We start from the raw sequence: 23,181 nt of genomic DNA on the forward strand, positions 1-23,181 counted from the left end.
ACTTCTTCAATGAAAAACTCGGCTCTCTTATTATTCGGTTTTTTAATTGCGCTATTTTCTTCCTGCAGAAAAGAAGCTAATGAGAAAAGTAAGGTTGAGCAAAAAGTAATTGATTTTGCAAAAGTTGTAGAAACTGATTCCTTGATTTCACCTAGAGAGTTGTTTTCAGAAGCTGAGTTTTTTTTACTTAAAACTCCCGATTCTCTGAAAATCACAATGGCAAGTAAAATAAGGGAAATAGGAAATAAGCTTTTTATCTTAGATCACAAAAGGCGAGTTGTTTTTGCATTCAGTAAAGCTGGAAACTTTCTAAGCTTAGTGGGCAACCAAGGTGAGGGGCCTGCTGAATTCAGTGAAGTATCTGATTTCGATGTTCACGAAAATCAGATTTATATTTATTCAAGAGGGGATTTTTCTGTGTATATTTTTGACTCCTCAAATTTTGAATTTATCCGCACAATAAAACTGGAAGACTGGGGAACACAAATAAGTGTCTTAAATTCCGGAAATGTGGCTCTATACTCCTATATGATTGAAGGAGACGATAATTTTAATATCAATATTTATAACCCAGATGGAGTTTTGATAGATAAACGAATGGCCTATGCTGAAGATGGAAACTATCAGGCAATGAATTACACAGGTTTTATTAATGGTAATTATTATACGTATCCACTATCCTCTATTATTTATAAAATAGGTGAGGGGCCTGATGATGATTCTGTTAAATATGAAATTAATTTTCCTGGTAGATTTCCAGAGTCTTCCTCTTCAAATTATATGGCATTTAAGGAAAGTGAGAGAAATAAAAATAATGAGAATATATTGACCAAGTTCGAGTTGGGTGGGGAAGGTGAATTTATATGTTATTATCATTTTAGAGAAGGCTCATCCAATGGCTACACGTTTGGGGTAAGATTGGCAAATGGTGAAACATATGGGCATTTGAATATGAAACATGCCGCAAAAGGAAAGTTTGATGATTTGTACCTTCAACTGTTTTTCAAAGGCCCATACAATATGGCTTCTTATTCACAGGAGTCTGAAAGTTTTTTAATTGCATCAAATATAGAAAGTGTAGGAATTTATTATGATTACATTATGGAAACTATTAAGTCTGGTTCTGTTTATGATGAGGATTTATTAAGCTTATTAAAACAGACAGATTTAGAAGAGACCATCATCATGAAGTTTAAGCTAAAAGATGGCCTGTAGGTATTTGGATTTTTCTGTCTGAGGTAGGTGATCTGACTGGAATTGATATTTCTCCAAAATCAATTACCGATCATAGCCAACCAGATACAATTTCATTGAATTTTCAAATCTTTACGTTTTTTAACATCCTTTCAGCAATAAAGATTTTGACATTGAAGAAATTGTTAGTTTCTTAATTGCTGAAACTACTATTTAAATGAAAAAATCTACTCTCCTACTTTTCGGTTTTTTAATAGTCCTTTTCTCTGCCTGTCAAGAAGATAAGGAAAAGGTCGAAGAAGCTCCCACTGAATCCTTTCGAAATGAAGTCGCTGCAACAGAAGTCAATATTGCTTCAGCGGAACGCAAAAGCTTCGATTATCTAATCAATGCCACTGGCAAACTTGAAGCTGACGCGGAAGTTCTGGCTGTAATAGAGCAAGCCGGTTATCTACTTGAAGTAAATGTCCGGGAAGGACAGTACGTCAAAAAAGGTGATGTCATTGCCAAACTTGATCCTACTGAAGCGGAGTTTAGACTTGAAAAAGCAAAGATTTCCCTCCGCAATGCAAATGCTGAATATGAATCCATGAAGATGGGTTTTGGAACTTTGTTTGAGTCAGATAACTCAGATCAAAAAGCTGTGGTGGATGAGCAGCTACGTGCAAAATCAGGTCTTTTTCTGAGCGAGGTTGAGCTTAAAGAAGCCCAGATGAGTTTTGACCGTAGTGTGGTAAAAGCTCCAATCTCAGGCCAAGTGGCTGACCTCAAGTATAAGGCTGGAAGTTTGGTCGGGGCAAGTACAGAGCTTTGCCAGATTTTAGGCACCAGTGAATTTATTCTCAAAGTAAAAGTGCTGGAATCAGACATAAGCCTTATATCCATTAATCAAAAAGCAGAAGTTTACCCAATTTCAGATACACAAACAGCCCTAAACGGAAGAGTTACGGGTATCAATCCTAAAGTAGATGAAAGCGGACTAGTGCAGGTTTCTATCACTTTGGCAGCAAATAAAAATCTTCTTCCTGGGATGAATGCACGAGCCATAATTCGAGCTCCGCAAAACAATAGCTTGGTAGTACCAAAAGATGCCTTGGTCTATAGATCGGGTAGGGCAGTGGTATTTACTATAGAAAATGACGAGTCCAAATGGAACTACGTGGAAGTGGGTAAAGACAATGGGGAAGAAGTGGAGATTCTGGATGGTATCGAAGATAATAGCACAGTAATCACCTCCAACAACCTTCAACTTGCCCATCAAGCTCCGGTTCAAATCGTAAAAGAATAAGCCATGGTTAGATTTTTACTGGCCCGGCCGATTGCAGTTTTTATGACTTTTATGGCGCTGATGGTATTTGCCTTCATTGTCTTACGCACGCTGCCTATTTCGCTTTTGCCACCGATCGATGTTCCGCAGATCGTGGTGAAAGTCAACTATCCGAATGCTTCTCCGGAAGCTATCGAGCAAAATGTACTGAGTCGAATCCGTGAGGGGTTGATCACATTAAATGGTTTGGAAGAAATGGACTCCAAAGCAGGTTCAGAAGTAGGAACTATCCGATTGACTTTCGACTACAGCACGAAAATGGAGTTGGCCTATATTGATGTCAATGAAAAAATAGACCGGTTAACAAATGGTCTGCCCGAAGATCTGGGACGCCCGGAAGTTATACGGATCAACACTTCTGATATTCCGGTAGCGCGTGTTCAAGTAGTTCCCACGGAAAGTGCTGATGAAGTTGAGGTGAGTCTTTTGGCAGAAAATGTTCTGAAGAAAAGAATTGAACAGTTGCCGGGAGTTTCTTTGGTAGATATCAATGGTAAGAAGGAGCGCATTATCACTGTAAAGCCAAATGAGGAGGCGTTGTCCGCTCTTGGAATGACTCAGCAAAATGTGATCTCTGCGATACAATCAGGTAATTCTGAACTACCTGGGATCTCTGTAAAAGACGGTCAATTTCGCTACTACCTTCGCCTTGCGACTAGAGTAGATACCCCTGCTGATATTGAGAGCTTGCCGGTCGCAGCATCCTCGGGCGTGATTATTCCTCTTGGAAAGCTGGCTGAAGTGAGCTATGAGACTCAGGAAACACTGGGTTATCACCTGTTCGGTATGCAGGAAAGTCTGGTAATTACGGTTCACAAGCAGGCTTCCGCCAAAATGAATGAGCTGATACCTGAGTTGAAAAAATCTCTGGAATTGTTCAGGGAGGATTACCCTCAGGTAGAGTTTGAGCTTACCCAAGATCAGTCAAACCTGCTGAATGCTGCGATTTCCAACTTGGAAACTTCCTTGCTATTTGGGGGTGTGTTTGCATTTGCTGTGCTTTTTCTTTTTATGAAAGATTACAGGCTTCCGCTGATTATTGGTGTGAGCTTGCCGTCTTCCTTATTGATCAGTTTCTTGATTTTCTACTTTTTTGATCTTTCTATCAATATCATTTCTCTTTCGGGTCTGGCACTCGGAATAGGTATGCTGATTGATAATGCGATCATTGTCTTGGATAATATCACCCGAAAGCGGGAGAGTGGCTTGCCGCTTTTCGAAGCATGTGTGGAAGGAGTGGACGAAGTAATGGGAGCACTGGTCAGTTCCGTCCTTACGACTCTGGCAGTTTTTGTGCCGCTAGTCTTTTTAAGTGGAATTTCCGGAGCCTTATTCTTCGATCAGGCTGTGGCAGTGACAGCGATTCTGTCGGTTTCCCTTGCTGTGGCTTTTATCTTACTTCCTATGCTTTACTTCTTGATGTTTTCGAGAAGCAAAAAAGCTTACAATGACGGAGAAGGCGCGTTTTTCAGCAAGGTTCTAGGTTTGTATGAATTTGGCTATCGCAAAATTACAGGCAATAGAAAAATAGCTATGCTTGTGTTTTTTCTCTTAATCCCTCTTGGATTGGCAGTCAGTCTAGTGCTAAAAACTACTGGTTTGCCAGAAATCGAAAAACTGGATGCAACGCTGGATGTGGACTGGAGTGAACCGATTTCGGCTGCAGAAAACAGAGACCGTGTACTTACGCTTTTGAAGAGCCTGGAAGGAAGTTATTCGCAAGTTGAAGCGGATGTAGGGGTAAAGCAATTCTTACTTTTCGATGGGGAGAATTCCATACAGCAGTCTTTGCTTTATTTCCTTTTTCCTACGGTAGAAGAAAAAGAATCTGCCATAAAGGAATTGGAGGCTTACCTGAAAAATAACTATCCGGAAGCATCTTTCACGCTAGGCGATGCTCCAAATGCTTTTGATCAATTATTCAATTCCTCCATACCTTTTTACGAAGTGAGATGGAAAGATCTAGAAGCAAAAGAACCTGTGCCTGAAAGTAAAATGGATCCTTGGCTAAGCCAATTTCCGACCCAGGAATGGGAACGTGGTCCTGGATTGCAGAAGGAAGCTTCGGTAGTCTTTACACTTCGCGCAGATAAAATGGCAACATACCAGATTCCTGTCGATGCAGTACAAAACCAGATTTCTAGGCTATTTGGAAGCTTTACTATCACAGATATTAGACGCTTTGGGGAGATCACCCCAATCCGTTTGAAAGAGACAAATGCACGATTTGAAGATATTTTGCGTAATACCAGAGTGATTGCTTCTGATACGACTTCCTACATTCTAGGGGAATTTGTGGAGTATCAATACGAGGATCATTACAAATATGTGACGGCTGATAAGGGTGGGATTTATCAATCCCTCAATGTGGCCAGCGAGAATCCTGATGAAAATGCAAGTGAATACATCCGTTGGGGTCAGGAAAAAAATCTCGGCGTGTCTATGGTCGGGCAGTATTTCAAAGACAAGGAAAATGTCCGTCAGTTGATCGGGATTTTATTGATTTCAGTTTTGCTGCTGTACTTTATTTTGGCTGCGCAATTTGAGAGTTTTATCCAGCCGTTAATTGTGGTATTCACGCTTCCGCTGGGAATTGGAGGTGCATTTTTGGTGCTGTTGCTTTTTGGAGCTTCGCTCAATGTGATGTCTGCCATAGGCTTGGTGGTGATGCTGGGAATTATGGTGAATGACGCGATTCTCAAGATCGATACGATCAACCGTCTCCGCGCAACCTATGTGGAGTCAGATACGGTTTCGGCCACTGAAGCACTGGAAATGGCACTTCACAGAGCTGGGCAGATTCGTCTTAAGCCTATTTTGATGACTTCGATCACGACGATTTTAGCACTGATACCAATCGTATTTAGCAGTGGTTTGGGAGCAGATTTGCAGCGTCCTTTAGTGTTTGCGGTAATCGGTGGTCTGACTATAGGCACCCTTACAGCTTTGTACTTTGTGCCTTTGGCTTACTGGTTTACTGTTTCTAAGAAATCTCTGAAAACGACTTAATATGACTCCTTTCAGAATTCTGATAGTCTTTGTAGTCGTTTCCATCCTTGGATTGGCGGTCATTCCTATGCTTTCTATAGATCTTAATCCGAGGGAGCGATCACCTATTCTATCCGTCGGGTATAATATATCAAATGCTTCCCCGGAAATAGTTGAGAAACTTGCAACTTCTCCACTGGAAGGTGCTTTTTCACAATTGACAGAGCTTAAAGAAATCAATTCTAGTTCTAATTATAACAATGGTTCCATTACCCTGACCTTTGACAAAAAGGCTGATATGGAGATGAAGAAGTTTGAAATCTCCTCTATGATCCGGCAGATTTATCCACAAATGGATCAGCGGGTAGGTTATCCTGTAGTTTCGCAATCTCCTCAAGCAAGATCGGAGGAAAAATCACCGATTTTGACCTATAGTGTAAATGGTCCCTTTGCTTCTTTTGAAATCAAGAAAATAACTGAGGATATTCTCAAACCTGCACTTACTCGCTATCAAGATGTAGAGCAAGTGGAAGTACTCGGGGCAAATGATCTACAGCTTTTTGTGACCTACGATATCCAAAAAATGCAATCTTTTGGAGTCACTAAAAATCAGTTGGAAAGAAGTATTGGGAATGCATTTGGGTTGTCATTTCCAGGGGCTGTGATGAATAATGAAGGTGAAACGCTCTTTGTTCAGGTAAATCGTTCACTTCAGGACAAAGATCAGCTTGAGAATTTGGTCATCAGTGAAACGGGAGGAATGGAGGTACGCCTCCGCGATGTAGCGAGTATGACCTTGGAAGAAGCCGAAGCGACCCGGTATTACAGAATAAATGGAAATAATTCGGTCACACTTACGGTATACAATCGCGATGGAGTCAATAAGGTATTGCTTGCACAAAAGCTAAAACTTGCTATAGAAGATGCTCAAAACTCATTGCCTGCTGGTTTTGAAGTAAGTTTGGAGTCTGATGATACCGAGTTTTTGGAAAAGGAACTGAATAAAATCTATAAGAGATCGGGACTTTCAATCTTGATTTTGGTGGTTTTTATTTTTCTCATCAATAGAAATATTAAATACTTGAGTATTCTCTTTTTGGGAATCTTGGCTAATCTAAGCCTTTGTGCCATTGTGTTATATTTCTTGAAAGTGGATATTCACATGTATTCTTTGGCAGGATTGACGATCAGTTTTGGGTTGATCGTAGACAATGCGATCATAATGATCGACCACCTGCACAAGCACAAAAACCGTCGAGTATTCCTGGCACTTTTGGCAGCCTCACTGACGACCATAGCAGCATTAATGATTGTCTTTTTTCTCCCTGAAGAACAAAGAAAAAATCTCACTGAATTCTCCATCGTCGTTTCCGTAATGCTGGGAATTTCCCTTTTGATAGCCTTGGTTTTCACTCCAGCTTTTTATCAGGTATTGTTCAAAGAATCGATAAACAAAGGGAGAAAACTGACTATTCCAAAATTGCGAAAGCGGGTCAAAGCTTTGCGAAGCTATGAAAGAGGAATAGGTTGGACAGCGAAATATAGAAAGACATTTATTTCACTACTTATCTTGCTTTTTGGGCTGCCGATTTTCTTTCTACCTGCCAAATGGGATGAACATGAGTGGTACAACAAGACAGTAGGGAATACCTTTTATCAAGAAGAGATTCGTCCATATGTTGACAAAGCCTTGGGCGGATCGATGCGAATGTTTGTAAGGGGGGTGTATGAGAAAAGCGGCTACCGAGAGGCTGCTAAGACAAAACTTTATATCTACTGCCGATTACCATTTGGCAATACTTTGGATCAAATGGACTTTATTATGCGGGAGTTTGAGTCCTACCTGAAGGGGGTGCAAGGCATAGATCAGTATGTGACTTCAGTCTATAGCGGCCAGCAGGGAAGTATAGAAATCACCTTCGAAGAAGCATATGAAACAGGAGCTTTGCCTTACCAACTGAAGGGGAAACTTTCTGTGAAATCTACGGATTGGAGTGGAGCTCAGTGGAATATCTATGGAGTAGGACAAGGTTTTTACACCGGAGGGTCCAGTGATCAGATTCCAAGCTATCGGGTGAAAATGAAAGGCTACAATTTTGATGAATTGGAGCGACAGGCAAATGTATTGGCAGAAAAGCTTTTGCTTCACAAACGTATTCAGGAAGTGAAAACGAATGAGAGGGCAGGATATGGTGAGCAGAAAACGGAGGAATATGTACTTCGGCTCGACCAGAATAGAATGGCGCTTGGGCACACAAATCAGTTTGAAGTACTTACCGCACTTCAGGATATGTCCAAACCACAGCGAACATCGACATTTTTGACATTGGAGGAAAAAAACTATGGGCTCATGATACGAGAGCGTAGATCAAAGGACTTCAGTAAGTTTGACATGGAGCAAAAAGGTCTGATAGGAGGAGAAAATAAGATTTATAAAGTTTCTGATTATGGAACGCTAACCAAAGAAACCACGACTAATTCGCTACATAAAGAAAATAGGCAATACATCCGGATTGTGGCCTTCGAATACATGGGTTCAAGGAAATTTGGTGATGAGTACCTTGATGAAGTGCTGGATGAAATGAAGGTGTCGATGCCGATAGGATATGAAGCAAAGAAGGATGCTTATAGCTGGAACTACGATCAGCAGAAGCTTCAATATTCCTTGTTGGGGCTGTTGATTATAGGGGTATTTATGATTTGTTCTGTATTGTTTGAGAACCTAAAGCAGCCGATTTACATCATCGTGCTCATCCCGATTAGTTTCATTGGTTTGTTTCTGATCTTTTCACTCTTTGATTTTTACTTTGATCAGGGAGGGTATGCTGCTTTTGTGATGTTGGGAGGCCTGGCTGTGAATGCCGGAATATTTATTGTCAATGACTTAAACAATAGAAGCCAAGGGTTATATAATCGAAATGTGCTGAAGTCTGTAGCTGGAAAAGCGATTCCGATTTTGCTCACGATTATGTCCACCTGTTTTGGCTTGATTCCATTTATTATGGAAGGACAAAATGAGGTTTTCTGGTTCTCACTTGCCATTGGAACAATTGGCGGATTGATGTTCAGTATGCTGGGGGTGTTTTGGGTGTTACCGGTATTGCTGTGGAAGAAGTCTCTGGCGGTAGTGAAGGATGTCTCTCCCGTAAAGCCGCGAAGGCGCAAAGGGGTGATTGGGTTATTCTCGCGGCGACGCGGCGGGGAAGCTTTGGATAATGGTTGAGGTTTTTTGAACTTCGAAGGTTTTGTATGTGTGTTTTAAAATTTCCCAAAACGCAACAACTGCATATTTGCACCTCCCGATGGGTATCGGTAGCGGTTAAAATTTAGAAATCTATAACAATGAGGAAGGTATTAGTAATTGCATTTTTAGCGTTGCTTGGCTGTGGAGATAGCACTATGTATGAATGTAAAAGTAAGCCTCAACAGATCCATTTCTAACCATATCAAATGATGCAATTGCCCAAATTAGTTCAAGTTCAAGCGGTTATTCTTGTAGTGTCACAGTGATATGTTCAGCTGAAAAGACAATTTCATGTACTGGAACAGAAGTCTGCTATAGATTTTCAGGATCAAGTGTAAGTTGTGATGGTAGATCCACTTGGTGTTAAACCTAATATTAAAATGTTTAGAAAAACCTACTCAATATTACTGCTATTTTGTATAGTAAGTTGTATGACAAAAAACAGAGAATTTGAAAACTGGACTCAATTAAGTCCAACTATTCAATATGAAAGTTTAAATGACTCAACATATCTATTTGATATAAGAAACATAGTGGCTTATAAAGATAACTTTCTATTAGTAAACACTTCAGGAAACACTATATATCTAGTATCAGAAAGTTATGCTCTAAAAGAGAAAATTGGAGAAATGGGAGACGGCCCAGGTCAATATTACGATCCACAACGGATAGTATTTGAAAATGATACGCTATGGGTTGGAGACTCTGGAAACCAAAGAATAAACGCTTATAACCTAGATGGAAATTACCTATTGAGCTTCAAAACTCCGGAACCATTTTCATTAGCTAATGGGGAGTTTACAAAAAATGGTACCTATTTCTACTTTCATACATTAGACGGGGCCAATTCAATAATAAAATACAATTATAAGACAGATGCAAAATCCTATTTTGGCAATTATACAGGTGATACTAATGATAGGAATTCGATATTCATGAATGATGCTTTAACTAACCTCCATCTAACAAAAAAAGGAGACATATTGACTGTTAATTGTCAAAACAGCAATATAAACATTTACACTTCAGATGGATCGCTACTCCACAATTACACTTATCCAAACCTATTATCAAATTTTAAAGAAAATATAGCAATCCTGGAACAAACATCAAGAGAAAGGTCAGATTCATATGTAATGATTCAAAACTCATACCTAGACAATGATTATTTGTATTTATTATTAACTAGTAGAATTATTAAAAATACAGATAGTTTTTCTCCTAATAAAATAATTAAGATAAACGTTGAAAATGGGGAAATTACAGATTACTACGATTTACCAGATAAAGTATACTTGAGCGTTTCAGCCGTAGAAAACAAGCTTTTTGCATTCAATAAAGTAAATAGTAAAATAGAGGTTTACAATATGGAATAAACCACAAGTAATGAAAAAAATTCTACCCGTGAAATCAGTGGGAAACCCATCTTTCCCAAACTATCAGGAGTTTTTGGACTAGCTTGTAGAGAAATGATGTATTGCTAAAATTGTAATGTGATATAGTGGACACTGGCCAGTTAAATTTAATATCTTAGGTATTTCGACGCGAGATTTGAAATAAATGGTTAGCCCTGTCATCCCTGCAAATTTAAAGTTCAATTTTAAATTTGCAGGGATGATTCATTTTATGTCGGAGCGCTTGTCCTATAAATTTCACATTTCCCGACTAACCATAAAACCTTTAACTCCTTACTATGAATAAATCCCTTTTTCTTATCCTTACCACACTTTTTGCTATCACGCTTTTTTCCTGCTCCGAAAAAGAAGCGACTTCAACTCCAACTAGCCCAACTCAAGAACTTCAGTTTGAAGTGGTTGATTCTATCATGGTGGACGTATTGGAAGATTTGGTGATCTTGGATTATCAAGATGATCTTGATCAATATCTTATGAAGGAGCGTCGTGGCGGTAAAGTTTTCATAGTAAATGGAAAAGGGGAAATGATAGAAGAAGTGGCACTTGCAGGAGAAGGTCCCAACCAAGTTTCGATGATTTGGGAAGGAAGGTTTTTGGGTAAGGATAGGTTTATATTCAAAGAATTGTCTGCTACGATGGACTTTCATTTGTTTGATCGGGACTTCCTTAAAATAGAAAAGATTAAAGGACCAGCTGTGGGTTTGAATGCGATTTTTGTTTCTTTTTACCGACAGACATTCTCTATTTGGAATGAGGACGGAAAGGATTTTATTCTTGGTGAGGAAGTGAATTCCTATAATCCTGCTGATGCAGATCCTGATAAAATTGGAGGTGAATTTTATAACCAAGTGAAGACAGGATATTTCTATGATTTAGATCGCGATTCTATTACCTATTTGAATTTATATCCAGAAGCATGGGTGCCAAGAACGACTAAACGTTGGATTGGTCAAAGTTTTCCATTTTTGACATTTGACACTAAACGGAACAAAGCCGCAATTCTTCCTCCGATGGGAGATCAACTTTTCCTTTATGATTTGGAAGGAAATTCATTGATAAATGAAAAATCAGTAAAATTATCCCATCCTGATAGAGATCAGGAAATCCCTGATGTATCTCGAGAATACCTACTCTATCCATCATTCAGCGATGTGAAAAGTTTTGGAGAGTATCATTTGGCGATTTTTTATACCGCAATTCCGGAAGATGTTTATAATGAGTATAGGTCAAAAGGGGAGAATTACCAACAAGATCCAGAGTACAGAAAAGCACATGCTAAGCATAGAAATCCACGATATATAGTTGTAAAAGGGGACCTGCAAATAGGAATCCTCAATGAACTTCCGGTAGAAGGTAATGTGAATTTGGGTCTTCCGGATGGCACCTTGATTGTCAAAGCTGCTGATGGAGAAGTAGAGCGGGATTACAATCTGTTTTATGAGATTAGGTTAGTGGAGGAGTGAATTTATTTTTCGCGATAAAGAAATTTTAATTGCTCGACAGTTAATTCCCTTTTAAAAATCTTTAGTTTGCTTTACTTATATTTTTGGCTGATTGAGTAAGAAGTACATGAAGATATTGTTGTATTTAGGATTTATCACCCTTGTCTTTGGGTGCACTGAGGAGAAATCCACAGTACCTAAATACCAAATTTCCTTCAGCGAGGAAATGAGCTTGGACTTTGGCAAAGTGGGTATGTCCTCGCAACTGCCATTTTCTATTTCTCCACTGGATAAGAAGAATGAGTCTTTCTTGGTTTTTAATACCTTCCTTCGGCGATTGGATACTGTTTCTTTTAGTCCAGAGAAAAAGCGACTTGTGCCTGGTTTAGAGATTCCCCGCGAAGGGCCGGGTAGTATTCCTAGTTTTTATCATTTCAACTACACAAAGCAAAGAATTATCTTCTTTACACCAAATGAAATCTTTTATCTCAAAGATGGGGAGACTGTACATTTAAAGATCACCAAAGTATTGGATGATGGTAGTGGAGCATTAAAGGCGATTAAAGGGGCAGGGAGAAATGGAGTATTTCAGGTAGCTCCATTTACTGGAGAATTCCTTTCTGTAATTATTGAAGATCATGAAACGGAAAAGTTTTCTCTGTGGAAGTATGATTTTGAATCCTTTGAAGAAATTTCTTTTTCATTTGATTCCGAGCAGATTTCTAAGCACATGATTTCTTTTGACTTCGCTAAGGGAACTACTGTTTCAAATGCTTTTTCCCCTTATTTAACTCTCTCTGATTCCATGCTTATCGTATCCTATCCGTTTATGAATAAAATAAATATGATTGAGTTGGGTGACTTGGAGCAGTCAGATTTTCAATACGAATCCAAACTATTTAAAACTGAAAAAGACCAACCTGGAAAAACTAGTGGGATCAATGATTGGGAGGAGTTTTTCGATATAAAATCCAAGTGGGATAATGATGTTAGTTACGACGCGGTATTCAGATTAAATGATAAGTTGATGTGCCGGATGGTTTTTGAAAGTCAACAAGATTCCCATAAAAAATTCTTGGAGTTATTTGACAATTCATTTGACAAAGTTGGAGAGTTTGACCTCACAGCTATCGAGCCTGATCTGAAATGGTTCCATATAACTGTAGAAGGAAAAATCTTGATACAATCTTCCAAAGATCCTGATGAGGATATTTTTAAGTATTACTTAGTGTCTGTTGATCCGATATGATTTTAGTTTCCAGTTTTGGTTGATTAACTGCAACTTCATTATGTCTGCGTACCAAATCAGACTACCGCAAGTGGTAACTGTTTTTTTTACCTAAACGCATCATACACCACTATCCCCACGGAAGCATTGATCAGCTGAAGTGGGCTTTGACGGGGATTATAATCGAATTCTCCATTGCCTTTATCCGGTAAATAGATAGTGTCATCTTTGGTTAAGAACCGCATATTTCCTCCATCTTGATAGTTAAGTCTCAATTCTAGCTTTCCTCCATCAATCCCTGGAATCGGAAACTGAACACCTCCGCCGATCTTGTAGCCAAATGACCAATCTTCCATGTCTTTGCCTGCTTCTACTGGTTCCTCAAATAAGGATGGGCGTATTTTGAATCTTGAGTATAAGTAATTTGCTCCCGCTTGGATTTCAACGAAAGGCGTGATCCTGCTGGTCACAGAAGGTAGGTATCGGAATACAGCCATTCCTGAAGTATAATTATTGTTTCGCCTGATCCTATATTTCTCTGTAAATCCTGGGTAAAGATCGTCCCGCACCTCTACCTTGGTTCCATACACTCCATAGACTAGCTCTAATCCTACCTGAATAGGGTGATCCCTGAATTCATATAATGCTATCCCGGAAATGGAAGGGAAAAATAAATAACCCACTTCTTTTTTAAGAACGGATACCGGCACACCTCCGTTTAAATGTCCTCCTGCAATAAAGAACTGTGCGAGGAGCGGAGTTGATAAAATGAAACAGATAAAGAAAAGTATAGGTTTTCGCATAAAAAGTAATTTGTATTACATACGGGATAACTATAGGGGTTTGTTTAGTTGATTTATAAAATCATGCTAGGTGCGGTTATTTGTCCTTGAAATTCCTGCCTGATCTGAACGACTTTATTATCTTGAGCCATTCAAACCTACAATAACCCATGACTACCTCAGATTCCCGCAGGGATTTTCTTAAGAAATCAGCTTTGCTCGGCACAGGACTAACCTTGGCTGCTGGTTCTTCACTTCAGGCTTTTGCCGAAGTTATCAAGTCCAAAAACAAGCTTCCAGCATGGAAAGGCTTCAATCTTTTAGATTTTTTCTCTCATGATCCAAATGCGGGTAGACCTACCAAACCCGAATATATCCAATGGATTGCAGATTGGGGGTTTGATTTTGCCCGCATTCCCATTTCTTATCCTAGCTATTTGGATATAGATCGATCTAGACCGATTCGACCGGATGAGGTGTTGAATTTTGATGAAAGTCGACTGGAAAAGGTAGATGAACTAGTAGAGCGATGTATCGCTCAGGGGTTGCATGTGAGTTTGAATCTTCATAGGGCACCTGGTTTCTGTATCAATGCCGGCTTCGAAGAGCCTTATAATCTCTGGAAAGATCAGGAGGCCCAAGATGCATTCTGTGCACATTGGGAAATGTGGGCAAACCGATACAAAGGGATTTCTAAGAAGAAATTGAGCTTTGATCTAGTCAATGAACCTTATCAGCGTGAAGATCCAAATGATCAGCATAGTCCAGGAGGACCAGTGGATGTGGTAGATTACCATCGCGTAGCTGAAGCGGATTTGGATACTATTAGATCCGTGAAAAAATCGCGATTGGTGATTGCAGATGGAAATGGCGGAGGGGGCACGGCTATGCCTGAGTTGGCGGATTTAGAGCTGGCGCAAAGCTGTCGAGGATATCATCCTTTCCCGATTTCACATTACAAAGCTGGATGGGTGTATAAAGATCCGGAAAGTGTTCCGCCAGTAGATTGGCCATTAACACAGGGTGAAAGAGTTTTGGGAATCGATAATATCCGTGAATACTATGCTCCTTGGAAAGCCTTGATCGATCAGGGAGTAGGTGTGCATTGTGGAGAATGCGGTTGTTACAATGAAACCCCACATGAGGTGTTCTTAAGTTGGTTTGGTGATGTACTTACAGTATTGAAGGAAAATGGAATTGGTTTTGGGATCTGGGAATTTTCAGGAGCTTTCGGAGTAATGAATTCTGGCCGAAAGGATGTGGATTATGAAGATTGGTACGGAGAGAAGCTAGACAGGAAGTTTTTGGAACTGCTCAGAGCTCAGATTTAAAGTATTAGAAAAGGTGGGCTTAATAAGCAATCAAATCCTTCAGCTTTTTAGTAAACCTTTCCACAGGGAGAAATTGCTTTTCTAATGCTGGCGCAAAAGGAACAGGAGTATCCAAACTTCCTTCACGCATCACCGGAGCATCTAAGTACTCAAAGCAATGCTCCGAAATCCAAGCACAGATCTCAGCTCCGATTCCTCCTGTCAGACAGTCCTCCTGAAGAAAAATAACCTTTCCAGTCTTTTTCACAGTTGCTGTTACCGCTTCTTTATCCCAAGGTAAAAGAGTACGCAAATCCAGGATATCAGCAGAAATAGCTAAATCCTTCACAGCTCTGGTAGCCCAATGAACGCCCTTTCCATAAGTGATGACAGAGAGTTGGTTTCCTACTTCAGACAAAGCCGCTTTGCCAATCTCAACCGTATAATAGTCATCAGGAATCTCTGCGGAGATGGATCGATACATTCCTTTATGCTCAAAGTAGAGGTAAGGATTTGGGTCTTCGAAGGCTGCATTCAGCAAGCCCTTTGCATCATAGGGATTTGAGGGGTAGACGATTTTAAGACCTGGAGTATGAAAAAACCAGGCCTCGTTGGATTGGGAGTGAAAAGGCCCTGCTGCCATTCCTGCGCCCGTTGGCATTCTGATGACTACATCTGCTTGCTGGCTCCAGCGGTAGTGAATTTTGGCGAGGTTGTTCACGATTTGGTTAAAGCCTACACTTACGAAATCTGCGAATTGCATCTCAACCATCGCCTTAAAGCCCCTGATTGACAAACCAAGTCCAGCACCGATAATTGCACTTTCGCAAAGCGGAGTATTTCTCACCCGGTCAGCTCCAAACTGAGTTTTAAATCCATCCGTGATTTTGAAAACTCCCCCGTATTCTCCTATATCCTGTCCCATGAGAATAAGGTTTGGGTACTTTTCCACGGATTGGCGTAGGCCATCGCTGATCGCATCTACAAAGCGCTTTTCAGATTTTTCGCCATTTTCTGGTGGGGAAATCACGTGTTGAGAAAAAGGAGCATAGACATCTGCTAGCTCAGTTTCTAGATGTGGAGAAATGGCTTCCTCTGCGAAAGCAATTTCTAAGGCTTCGTTGATTGCTTTTTTAACATGTATGTTGATGCGTTCTTTTGCTATTTCATCTAGAACCCCGATTTCTTCCAAATAGCTCTCGTAGTTTTCCACGGGATCCAATTTGCTCCAATCTTCCATGAGCTGTTTTGGGACGTATTTAGTCCCAGAAGCTTCCTCGTGTCCTCGCATTCGAAAAGTGATGGCTTCCACCAGAACCGGACGGGGATTTTCACGGATATCTTCAGCTAGTCTTTTGATCGCAGTATAAACTTCCAGCACATTGTTTCCCTGAATTCGAATCGCTTCCATTCCATATCCAGGTCCTTTTTCAGTGAAATGTTTGAACGCAAACTGTTCTTCACTTGGCGTAGACAGCCCATAGCCATTATGTTCTACCACAAAAATCACAGGCAACTTCCAGACCGCAGCCACATTCAAGCCTTCGTGAAAATCCCCTTCTGAACTTGCTCCATCCCCAGAAAAGACAACAGTCACTTTCTTTTCCTTAGCAAGTTTATCTGCCAAAGCAATTCCGTCTGCGATTGCCAATTGTGGGCCAAGATGTGAAATCATTCCCACTACATGATGCTCAATAGATCCAAAATGAAAAGAGCGGTCCCTGCCTTTAGTGAAGCCAGATTTTTTTCCTTGGAACTGAGCAAATAGCCGCTCTAAAGGCATGTTTCTACCAGTGAAAATCCCAAGATTTCTATGCATTGGAAGGATGAACTCATCAGCTTGCAAGGCATTTACAACCCCTATAGAAATTGCTTCTTGACCCCAGCCGCTAAACCATTTGGAAATCCGACCTTGACGAAGCAAAATCAGCATTTTTTCTTCGATTCTTCTGGGTATTATAAGTGATTCATAAAGCTCCAGCAGCTTTTTGTCAGATAGATTTTTGCGGTCAAAAGCTAGTGTTTGGGTAGTGATTTCCATGGAACAAAGATTTCCATCCTAAGGTACGGGAAGGAAGTAAAAAGCCAAAGGATGAAAGTGCACCTTGCGAAAATGCCCCGAAATGAATCGGGGCGAAAAATAAATGCAAGGAGTTAAAAAGTTGCTGTACGTCTCAAAAGTAGAAAAAAGCGATTGCTCCAACTCATGAAGCGAGTTAAGCTTAGTTTATCAATATGTCCTGTGAAGTGATCTTTAGATAATATTGGCCCTTGATGCGAAAAAAAATTGCGCATAATAGGCTGATGTCCAAAAGAAACTGGAAATTAGGAATGCAACATTGACCCAAAATCCAGCACTTATGAAACTCAAGTCCTTATTCTTTTTATTTGTCATTTACGTTTTTTCAGTATTTACTGCTTTTTGTCAAACTACACGAAAGACGACAGTCAGGATCTCTTCTGATAAATTTTATATCAATAATGAGTTGACCTATGCTGGTCAGACTTGGGAAGGAAATCCGATTGAAGGCTTGCTGATGAATTCCAGGATGGTTCAGGGGATTTTCGATGACCTAAATCCGGAAACTGTCAAGAACTGGGAATATCCAGACACCAAGGAGTGGGATGCAGATCGAAATACTGATGAGTTTGTGAGTCATATGGCAGAATGGAAATCCTACGGTTTACTATCGTTCACGATCAATCTACAAGGAGGAAGTCCCTTTGGATATTCACAAGGTCAGCCTTGGATCAATTCTCCCTATACGGAAAACGGTGAGTTGAGATCAGAGTATTTCAGTAGACTGGAGAGAATTCTGGATAAAGCTGATGAACTGGGATTGGTGCCGATCATAGGTTTATTTTACTTTGGGCAGGATGAAAATCTGAAAGATGAAGCAGCCGTCATCAATGCTGTCAATAATGTCATTGACTGGCTTCATTCCAAAGCATATAAAAACGTGCTTATCGAAGTAAATAATGAATGTAATGTTCGATATGATCACCAGATTCTTCAACCAGAGCGGGTTCATGAATTAATAGAATTAGTGAAAAGCAAGGAGAAAAATGGCTATAGATTTCCTGTGAGCACAAGCTACGGAGGAGGCACGATTCCCAAAGAGAATGTAGTCATAGCCTCTGATTTTATTTTGCTCCATGGGAATGGGGTTTCGGATCCGGAGAAAATTGTGGAGATGGTGGAAAAGACAAGAAATGTGACTGGCTATGGGTCTAAACCGATTGTGTTCAATGAGGATGATCATTTCAATTTTGATCAGCCTAAAAATAATTTTACTGCCGCCGTTTCCGCCTACGCTTCTTGGGGCTATTTTGATTACCGCATGAAAGACGAAGGATTTGAAGAAGGTTATCAGAGCGTTCCTGTCGATTGGGGCATCAATTCAGAGCGGAAAAAGGGCTTTTTTGAATTACTGAAAAAGATAACGGGGTATTGAAGAGAATTTAAAATTAAAGAATTTGAAATTTAAAATGCCATCATCCCGAAGCACATAGTCAATTTCCAGAATGAGGGATTTGTACTTTTTTGAAGAACTTTTTTATTGGGCCTAAGAGTATTAGAATTTTAAATTCTTCATTTTAAATTCAAAAGGTCGCTTCGCTCTTTTTTGTCTACCTTTGCAGCCTCAAAAAGTAGGAAAACTGTGAAAGCGAGAACGTTAAAAAAAGACAAAGTCAATATTATTACCATGGGTTGCTCCAAGAATCTGGTCGATTCAGAGGTGCTCCTTACCCAGCTTCGAGGCAATGGCATTAACGCCAGCCATGAGTCGGGAGCAGAGGATAATAACATCATTATCATCAATACTTGTGGGTTTATCGACAATGCAAAGCAGGAGTCAATCGACACCATTTTGCAATATGTTGATGCCAAAGAGCAAGGATTGGTTGACAAAGTCTATGTGACAGGATGTCTTTCGCAGCGCTACAAAGATGATCTGGAGAGGGAAATCCCTCAGGTGGATGCATTTTTTGGAACCCGGGATTTGCCGGCAATTCTGAAGAAATTCAAAGCTGATTACAAGCATGAGTTGGTTGGAGAGCGATTGTTGACACATTCTTCCCACTATGCATACATGAAGATCTCAGAAGGCTGTGATAGACCTTGCTCTTTTTGCGCAATTCCTATAATGCGAGGAGGCCATATTTCCAGACCTATCGAAGAACTCGTAAAAGAGGCGGAGCACAAAGCTGCTGGCGGGACTAAAGAATTGCTTCTAATCGCTCAGGATTCTACTTATTATGGGTTGGATATTTACAAAAAGAGAAATCTTGCGGAGTTAATGCGTAGGCTTTCGGATGTGAATGGCATTGACTGGATTCGCTTGCATTATGCTTATCCTACGGGCTTTCCGATGGACGTAATTGAAGTAATGAAAGAACGAGAGAACATCTGTAACTACCTGGATATTCCCTTGCAACACGGTTCGACGGATGTGCTGAAAGCGATGCGAAGGGGAACAACCCGTGAAAAGCAGGAAAACTTAATCCATAGTATCCGGGATATTTTGCCTGATATCGCTATACGAACTACACTGATCGCAGGTCATCCTGGAGAAGGTGAGAAAGAGTATCAAGAAATGGTGGACTTTGTGGAGCGAATGAAATTTGAGCGACTTGGCGTATTTACTTATTCTCATGAAGAAAATACGCATGCCTATACGATGGATGACAATATTCCACAGGAAGTGAAGCAGGAGCGTGCTAATAATTTGATGGAAATTCAGGAGCAGATTTCTTTTGAATTGAATCAGGAGAAAATCGGAAAAACATTCAAAGTGCTCATTGATAAAAAAGAAGGCGGTCACTTTGTGGGTCGTACAGAATACGATTCGGTAGAAGTTGATAATGAAGTGCTGATAGATGCCGCAAAACATTATTGCAGAGTGGGGGATTTTGTAAATGTGAAAGTTACCGATGCAACTGAGTTTGATCTGTATGCGGAGGTGGAGGAATAATCGTAGTTTGGAATTCAAATAACAGTAAAAGCTAATCCACCGTATTAGCTAGAGTATTTCAAAATTGTTAACTTTCATCATGCTGACTATCAATCCAAAATATATTACAGACCAGGTTGGGAATAAGATTTCAGTGGTTCTTTCAGTGAAGGAATTTGAAACCATAGTTGAAATGCTTGAAGATTTGGAGGATGTGCGCTTGTATGATGAGGCTAAAAAGTCAGGAGAACCTGCCGTCCCTTTTGAAGAGGCATTTGAAATGATAGAGAGACTTCGAAAGGAAAAATAATGGCTTATCAGATAGCCATCAAGAAATCAGCGATAAAGTCTCTAGCCAAGATTCCTGAGCCATATTTTTCTACTTTAAGGTCAGCAATTTTTAATTTGGCTGATGTCCCAAGACCAAATGGTTGTAAGAAATTGAAAGGTAAAGAGGCCTATAGAATTCGCGTAGCTGACTATAGAGTGATCTATGAAATCGCAGATAAAATCTTATATATTGAGGTAATTGCAATTGGCCATCGAAAGGATATTTATGGGTGACCTGGGGGCTAATCTTTACCAAGGTTGTTAATTTCGAATATCCAAATAAGTCTAAATCGCCAAATTCCATTGTTTGTCTGGAGATTTGCGGTGTTCATAGAGATTTTTTTCTTGACTTTAGTTTATTAGGCAATTTGAGCCCGTCAACAACTCAAATATTCTAATTATGAAAAAAGTAAAATCAATTCTCGCATTTGGACTTTTAGTGGTCTTATTGAATTCCTGTGTGTATTCCTTGTTTCCGATTTACACAGATGATACCCTTGTATATTTTCCCGAATTGCTTGGGAGATGGGAACTAGAAGGGGCTTTTGATGAATACATCGAGTTTAACAAACTCACAGAGGGAAAGGGATTTTTGGATAATTCCTCTGAAGAGTCTTCTGAAGAAGAGCTATCCCTAGAAAAAAGCTACCAGATTATAATCATGGAAGGTGATGATAAACAGGTGTTTGTCGGACATATTGCCGAAATTGGGGACGACTTTTTTCTAGATCTTTATCCAGACGAACGGAATTATGATGTGTCTTTATATTCGAACATGATGCCCGTACATACTTTCATCAAGTTAAGATACATCGATAATCAATTAGACTTGACTGCCTTTGATTTGGAAAAGTTGAACAAGCTTTTTGAAAGTAATCTAATCAGACTTCGACATGAAAATGTGGATGGGACAATACTGATTACAGCTCAACCAACTGAAATACAGAAATTCCTGGATCGATATTCGGATGATGAATCAGTATTTGAGGACACCGAGGTTTACAAACGAGCTAGCTAAACATTTTTATGATCAAGCTCCTTAATTCAAAATGGTTTCAGCATCCGGTTTTCTGGATGCTTTCCATTTATGTTATCGGAAGTTATTTTTCTATTTCCAGCTTTTTCAAGTTTATAGATATTTTTTACGCCTTGCTTTTCCATATTCCATTGTTCTTCTTGGTTTATGTCAATTTGAGAGTTTTGATTCCCAGATTTCTCGACCACGGCAAATATCTAATATACTTCCTTAGCATTCCGCTGCTTTTACTAGCGACTTATGTAATTCATGAACTCACATTTGAGGTAATGTTTCCACTGATGGATTCTGATTTCTACATGGTTTCATTTACAGAATGGCAGGTTTTGGTAAGTATTTTTTTGATTTATCTAATATTAACTACCCTAATCAAGCTGTCGAAATCTTGGTACACATTGCAGCAAGTTGAGAAAGAGAAATTGTCACTCGAACTCAATTCGCTGAAAACTCAAATCAATCCTCACTTTTTATTTAACAGCCTCAATAGTATCTATTCTCAGGCTTTGGCCAAAAGTGACCAAACATCTGAAACTGTATTGGAGCTTTCGAATTTGCTTCGATACATGTTGTATGAGGTGGAAGAAGATAAAGTGCCTTTGGCGAAAGAGGTGGAAATGCTAGAAAATTACATCGAGTTGCAAAAACTTAGATTGGAGGAGGGATCCAAAGTAGGGTTTACTCTCGAAGGTGATTTAGAAGGAGTGGTGATTGCACCGCTGTTATTATTTCCCTTAGTGGAAAATGCATTCAAGCATGGAATGAAAGATGATTCTGAGCAGGCATTTATTGATATCCAACTGAAAGTAGATACAGCTATTTCCTTTTCGATCAAGAATAAGTTAGGGCAAATCGATGACATGGAAAAAGGAAAATACGGAGGGATTGGACTTGAAAATGTAAAAAGGAGGCTGGAGCTTATTTACCCAAGTGCTCATAAGTTGGAAATCTTAAAAAGCTCAACAGAATTTCATGTTAAATTGACCCTGATATGATCAGATGTGCAATTATAGATGACGAACCACTTAGCCGGGATGTTTTAAGACAATTTATCTCGGATCATCCAGACCTCGTATTGGAAGGGGAGTATAAAGATGCACTAGAGGCCATGGCCGGAATCGAAGCAAATCGTGTAGATCTACTCTTTTTGGATATCAATCTGCCAAAACTATCTGGAATCAATTTCTACAAAACACTGGTGAATAGACCTCTGGTAATTTTCACCACGGCATATCCTGAATTTGCTTTGGACGGATTTGAGCTAAATGCTGTTGATTATTTGATGAAGCCAATTCCTTTTGACCGCTTTTTGCAAGCGGTACAGAAAGTTAAAGAACGGCTTAAAACGCATCAAGACTCACCTGAGCACATTATGCTGAAGGTGGATAAAAAATTATATCGAGCAGCTTTTGAGGATATTTTGTTTTTCGAAGCTTTTGGAGACTATGCCAAAGTACATTTTGTAAATCATGTCCTGATTATTACCTATACTATGAAAAAAATGGAAGCTGAATTACCCAAAGAACTTTTCGTACGGACACATAAGTCCTTTATTATTAATACTTCCAAAGTGGAATTTATTGAAGGGAATCAGATTAGAATTGGTGGTAAAATGATTCCAATTGGCATGCGGTATCGAGAGAATCTCCTGAAGCAATTGAATTGAAAAAAGCAGAATTACCAGTTATGCTGCTTCTCCAGAAGCAGCATTTAAAACATAAAAAAATGTGGATTTTAGTCGGCTTTGCCATGTCAGGATTGGGTTTTTATTTATATCGGAAGGAAATCCTACCTAACAAAGTGGGCTTTCATAAATTTAATTATTTACACAAATTCCAGAGAAATACTTTTATCTACTGCTTGTTGACAGTAGGTTGCATCTTGGTTGTGAGGGAATTGATTATTTGGATTTGGTTTTAGATCCTTTTTAGCC

17 protein-coding genes are annotated in these 23,181 nt (G+C 39.6%); 15 read left to right on the plus strand and 2 right to left on the minus strand.

Annotated elements, in window-relative coordinates:
• Positions 1 to 9: 9 nt before the first annotated feature.
• The 7 genes from SYJ56_RS16095 to SYJ56_RS16125 all read left to right on the plus strand — a co-directional run bounded on the left by SYJ56_RS16095 (position 10) and on the right by SYJ56_RS16125 (position 12,859).
• Positions 10 to 1,215 carry a 6-bladed beta-propeller gene (locus SYJ56_RS16095; protein ID WP_323835842.1) on the plus strand — a complete coding sequence of 402 codons (1,206 nt, stop codon included), beginning with the start codon at positions 10 to 12 and terminating at the stop codon, positions 1,213 to 1,215.
• Positions 1,216 to 1,411: 196 nt separating this feature from the next.
• On the plus strand, positions 1,412 to 2,482 hold the full coding sequence (locus SYJ56_RS16100; protein WP_323835844.1) for an efflux RND transporter periplasmic adaptor subunit: 1,071 nt from the start codon (positions 1,412 to 1,414) through the stop codon (positions 2,480 to 2,482).
• A 3-nt stretch (positions 2,483 to 2,485) separates the two neighbouring features.
• Positions 2,486 to 5,530, plus strand: coding sequence for an efflux RND transporter permease subunit (locus SYJ56_RS16105; protein ID WP_323835846.1), 3,045 nt, complete (start codon positions 2,486 to 2,488; stop codon positions 5,528 to 5,530).
• A gap of 1 nt (position 5,531) precedes the next feature.
• The gene (locus SYJ56_RS16110; RefSeq protein ID WP_323835848.1) at positions 5,532 to 8,732 is read left to right on the plus strand and encodes an efflux RND transporter permease subunit; all 3,201 of its coding nucleotides are present in this window, start codon (positions 5,532 to 5,534) and stop codon (positions 8,730 to 8,732) included.
• 452 nt (positions 8,733 to 9,184) lie between these two features.
• Positions 9,185 to 10,129 carry a 6-bladed beta-propeller gene (locus tag SYJ56_RS16115; protein ID WP_323835849.1) on the plus strand — a complete coding sequence of 315 codons (945 nt, stop codon included), beginning with the start codon at positions 9,185 to 9,187 and terminating at the stop codon, positions 10,127 to 10,129.
• A gap of 317 nt (positions 10,130 to 10,446) precedes the next feature.
• Positions 10,447 to 11,631, plus strand: a complete 1,185-nt coding sequence (locus SYJ56_RS16120) for a hypothetical protein (RefSeq protein WP_323835851.1) — start codon at positions 10,447 to 10,449, stop codon at positions 11,629 to 11,631.
• Between the two features lie 106 nt (positions 11,632 to 11,737).
• On the plus strand, positions 11,738 to 12,859 hold the full coding sequence (locus tag SYJ56_RS16125) for a hypothetical protein (RefSeq protein ID WP_323835853.1): 1,122 nt from the start codon (positions 11,738 to 11,740) through the stop codon (positions 12,857 to 12,859).
• Positions 12,860 to 12,945: 86 nt separating this feature from the next.
• On the opposite strand, the gene SYJ56_RS16130 is transcribed toward SYJ56_RS16125, so the two are convergent.
• On the minus strand, positions 12,946 to 13,641 hold the full coding sequence (locus tag SYJ56_RS16130) for a hypothetical protein (RefSeq protein WP_323835855.1): 696 nt from the start codon (positions 13,639 to 13,641) through the stop codon (positions 12,946 to 12,948).
• A 149-nt stretch (positions 13,642 to 13,790) separates the two neighbouring features.
• Between SYJ56_RS16130 and SYJ56_RS16135 the strand changes: the two genes are divergently transcribed.
• Positions 13,791 to 14,951 carry a cellulase family glycosylhydrolase gene (locus SYJ56_RS16135; protein ID WP_323835857.1) on the plus strand — a complete coding sequence of 387 codons (1,161 nt, stop codon included), beginning with the start codon at positions 13,791 to 13,793 and terminating at the stop codon, positions 14,949 to 14,951.
• Between the two features lie 19 nt (positions 14,952 to 14,970).
• Here SYJ56_RS16135 and SYJ56_RS16140 read toward each other — a convergent pair whose 3' ends face one another.
• Positions 14,971 to 16,971, minus strand: coding sequence for an alpha-ketoacid dehydrogenase subunit alpha/beta (locus SYJ56_RS16140; protein ID WP_323835859.1), 2,001 nt, complete (start codon positions 16,969 to 16,971; stop codon positions 14,971 to 14,973).
• A gap of 319 nt (positions 16,972 to 17,290) precedes the next feature.
• On the opposite strand from SYJ56_RS16140, the gene SYJ56_RS16145 reads away from it, so the two are divergent.
• From SYJ56_RS16145 to SYJ56_RS16175, 7 genes are all read left to right on the plus strand, one after another.
• A complete protein-coding gene (locus SYJ56_RS16145) occupies positions 17,291 to 18,385 on the plus strand; it encodes a hypothetical protein (RefSeq protein ID WP_323835861.1) in 1,095 nt (364 codons plus the stop codon).
• Positions 18,386 to 18,592: 207 nt separating this feature from the next.
• Positions 18,593 to 19,906: a 30S ribosomal protein S12 methylthiotransferase RimO gene (gene rimO, locus SYJ56_RS16150; protein WP_323835862.1), complete on the plus strand. Its 1,314-nt coding sequence runs from the start codon at positions 18,593 to 18,595 to the stop codon at positions 19,904 to 19,906.
• Positions 19,907 to 19,985: 79 nt separating this feature from the next.
• Positions 19,986 to 20,195 (plus strand): hypothetical protein, encoded by a 210-nt coding sequence (locus SYJ56_RS16155; RefSeq protein WP_323824611.1) that lies wholly within the window; start codon positions 19,986 to 19,988, stop codon positions 20,193 to 20,195.
• On the plus strand, positions 20,195 to 20,449 hold the full coding sequence (locus tag SYJ56_RS16160; protein WP_323835864.1) for a type II toxin-antitoxin system RelE family toxin: 255 nt from the start codon (positions 20,195 to 20,197) through the stop codon (positions 20,447 to 20,449). The genes SYJ56_RS16155 and SYJ56_RS16160 overlap by 1 nt, the downstream gene beginning before the upstream one ends.
• A gap of 166 nt (positions 20,450 to 20,615) precedes the next feature.
• On the plus strand, positions 20,616 to 21,233 hold the full coding sequence (locus tag SYJ56_RS16165) for a hypothetical protein (RefSeq protein ID WP_323835866.1): 618 nt from the start codon (positions 20,616 to 20,618) through the stop codon (positions 21,231 to 21,233).
• 8 nt (positions 21,234 to 21,241) lie between these two features.
• Positions 21,242 to 22,243, plus strand: coding sequence for a sensor histidine kinase (locus tag SYJ56_RS16170; protein ID WP_323835868.1), 1,002 nt, complete (start codon positions 21,242 to 21,244; stop codon positions 22,241 to 22,243).
• Positions 22,240 to 22,914, plus strand: a complete 675-nt coding sequence (locus SYJ56_RS16175; protein ID WP_323835870.1) for a LytR/AlgR family response regulator transcription factor — start codon at positions 22,240 to 22,242, stop codon at positions 22,912 to 22,914. Before SYJ56_RS16170 ends, SYJ56_RS16175 begins: the two co-directional genes overlap by 4 nt.
• The last annotated feature ends 267 nt before the right edge of the window (positions 22,915 to 23,181 follow it).

The organism is Algoriphagus aurantiacus, assembly GCF_035156405.1.
GTDB classification, from domain to species: domain Bacteria; phylum Bacteroidota; class Bacteroidia; order Cytophagales; family Cyclobacteriaceae; genus Algoriphagus; species Algoriphagus aurantiacus.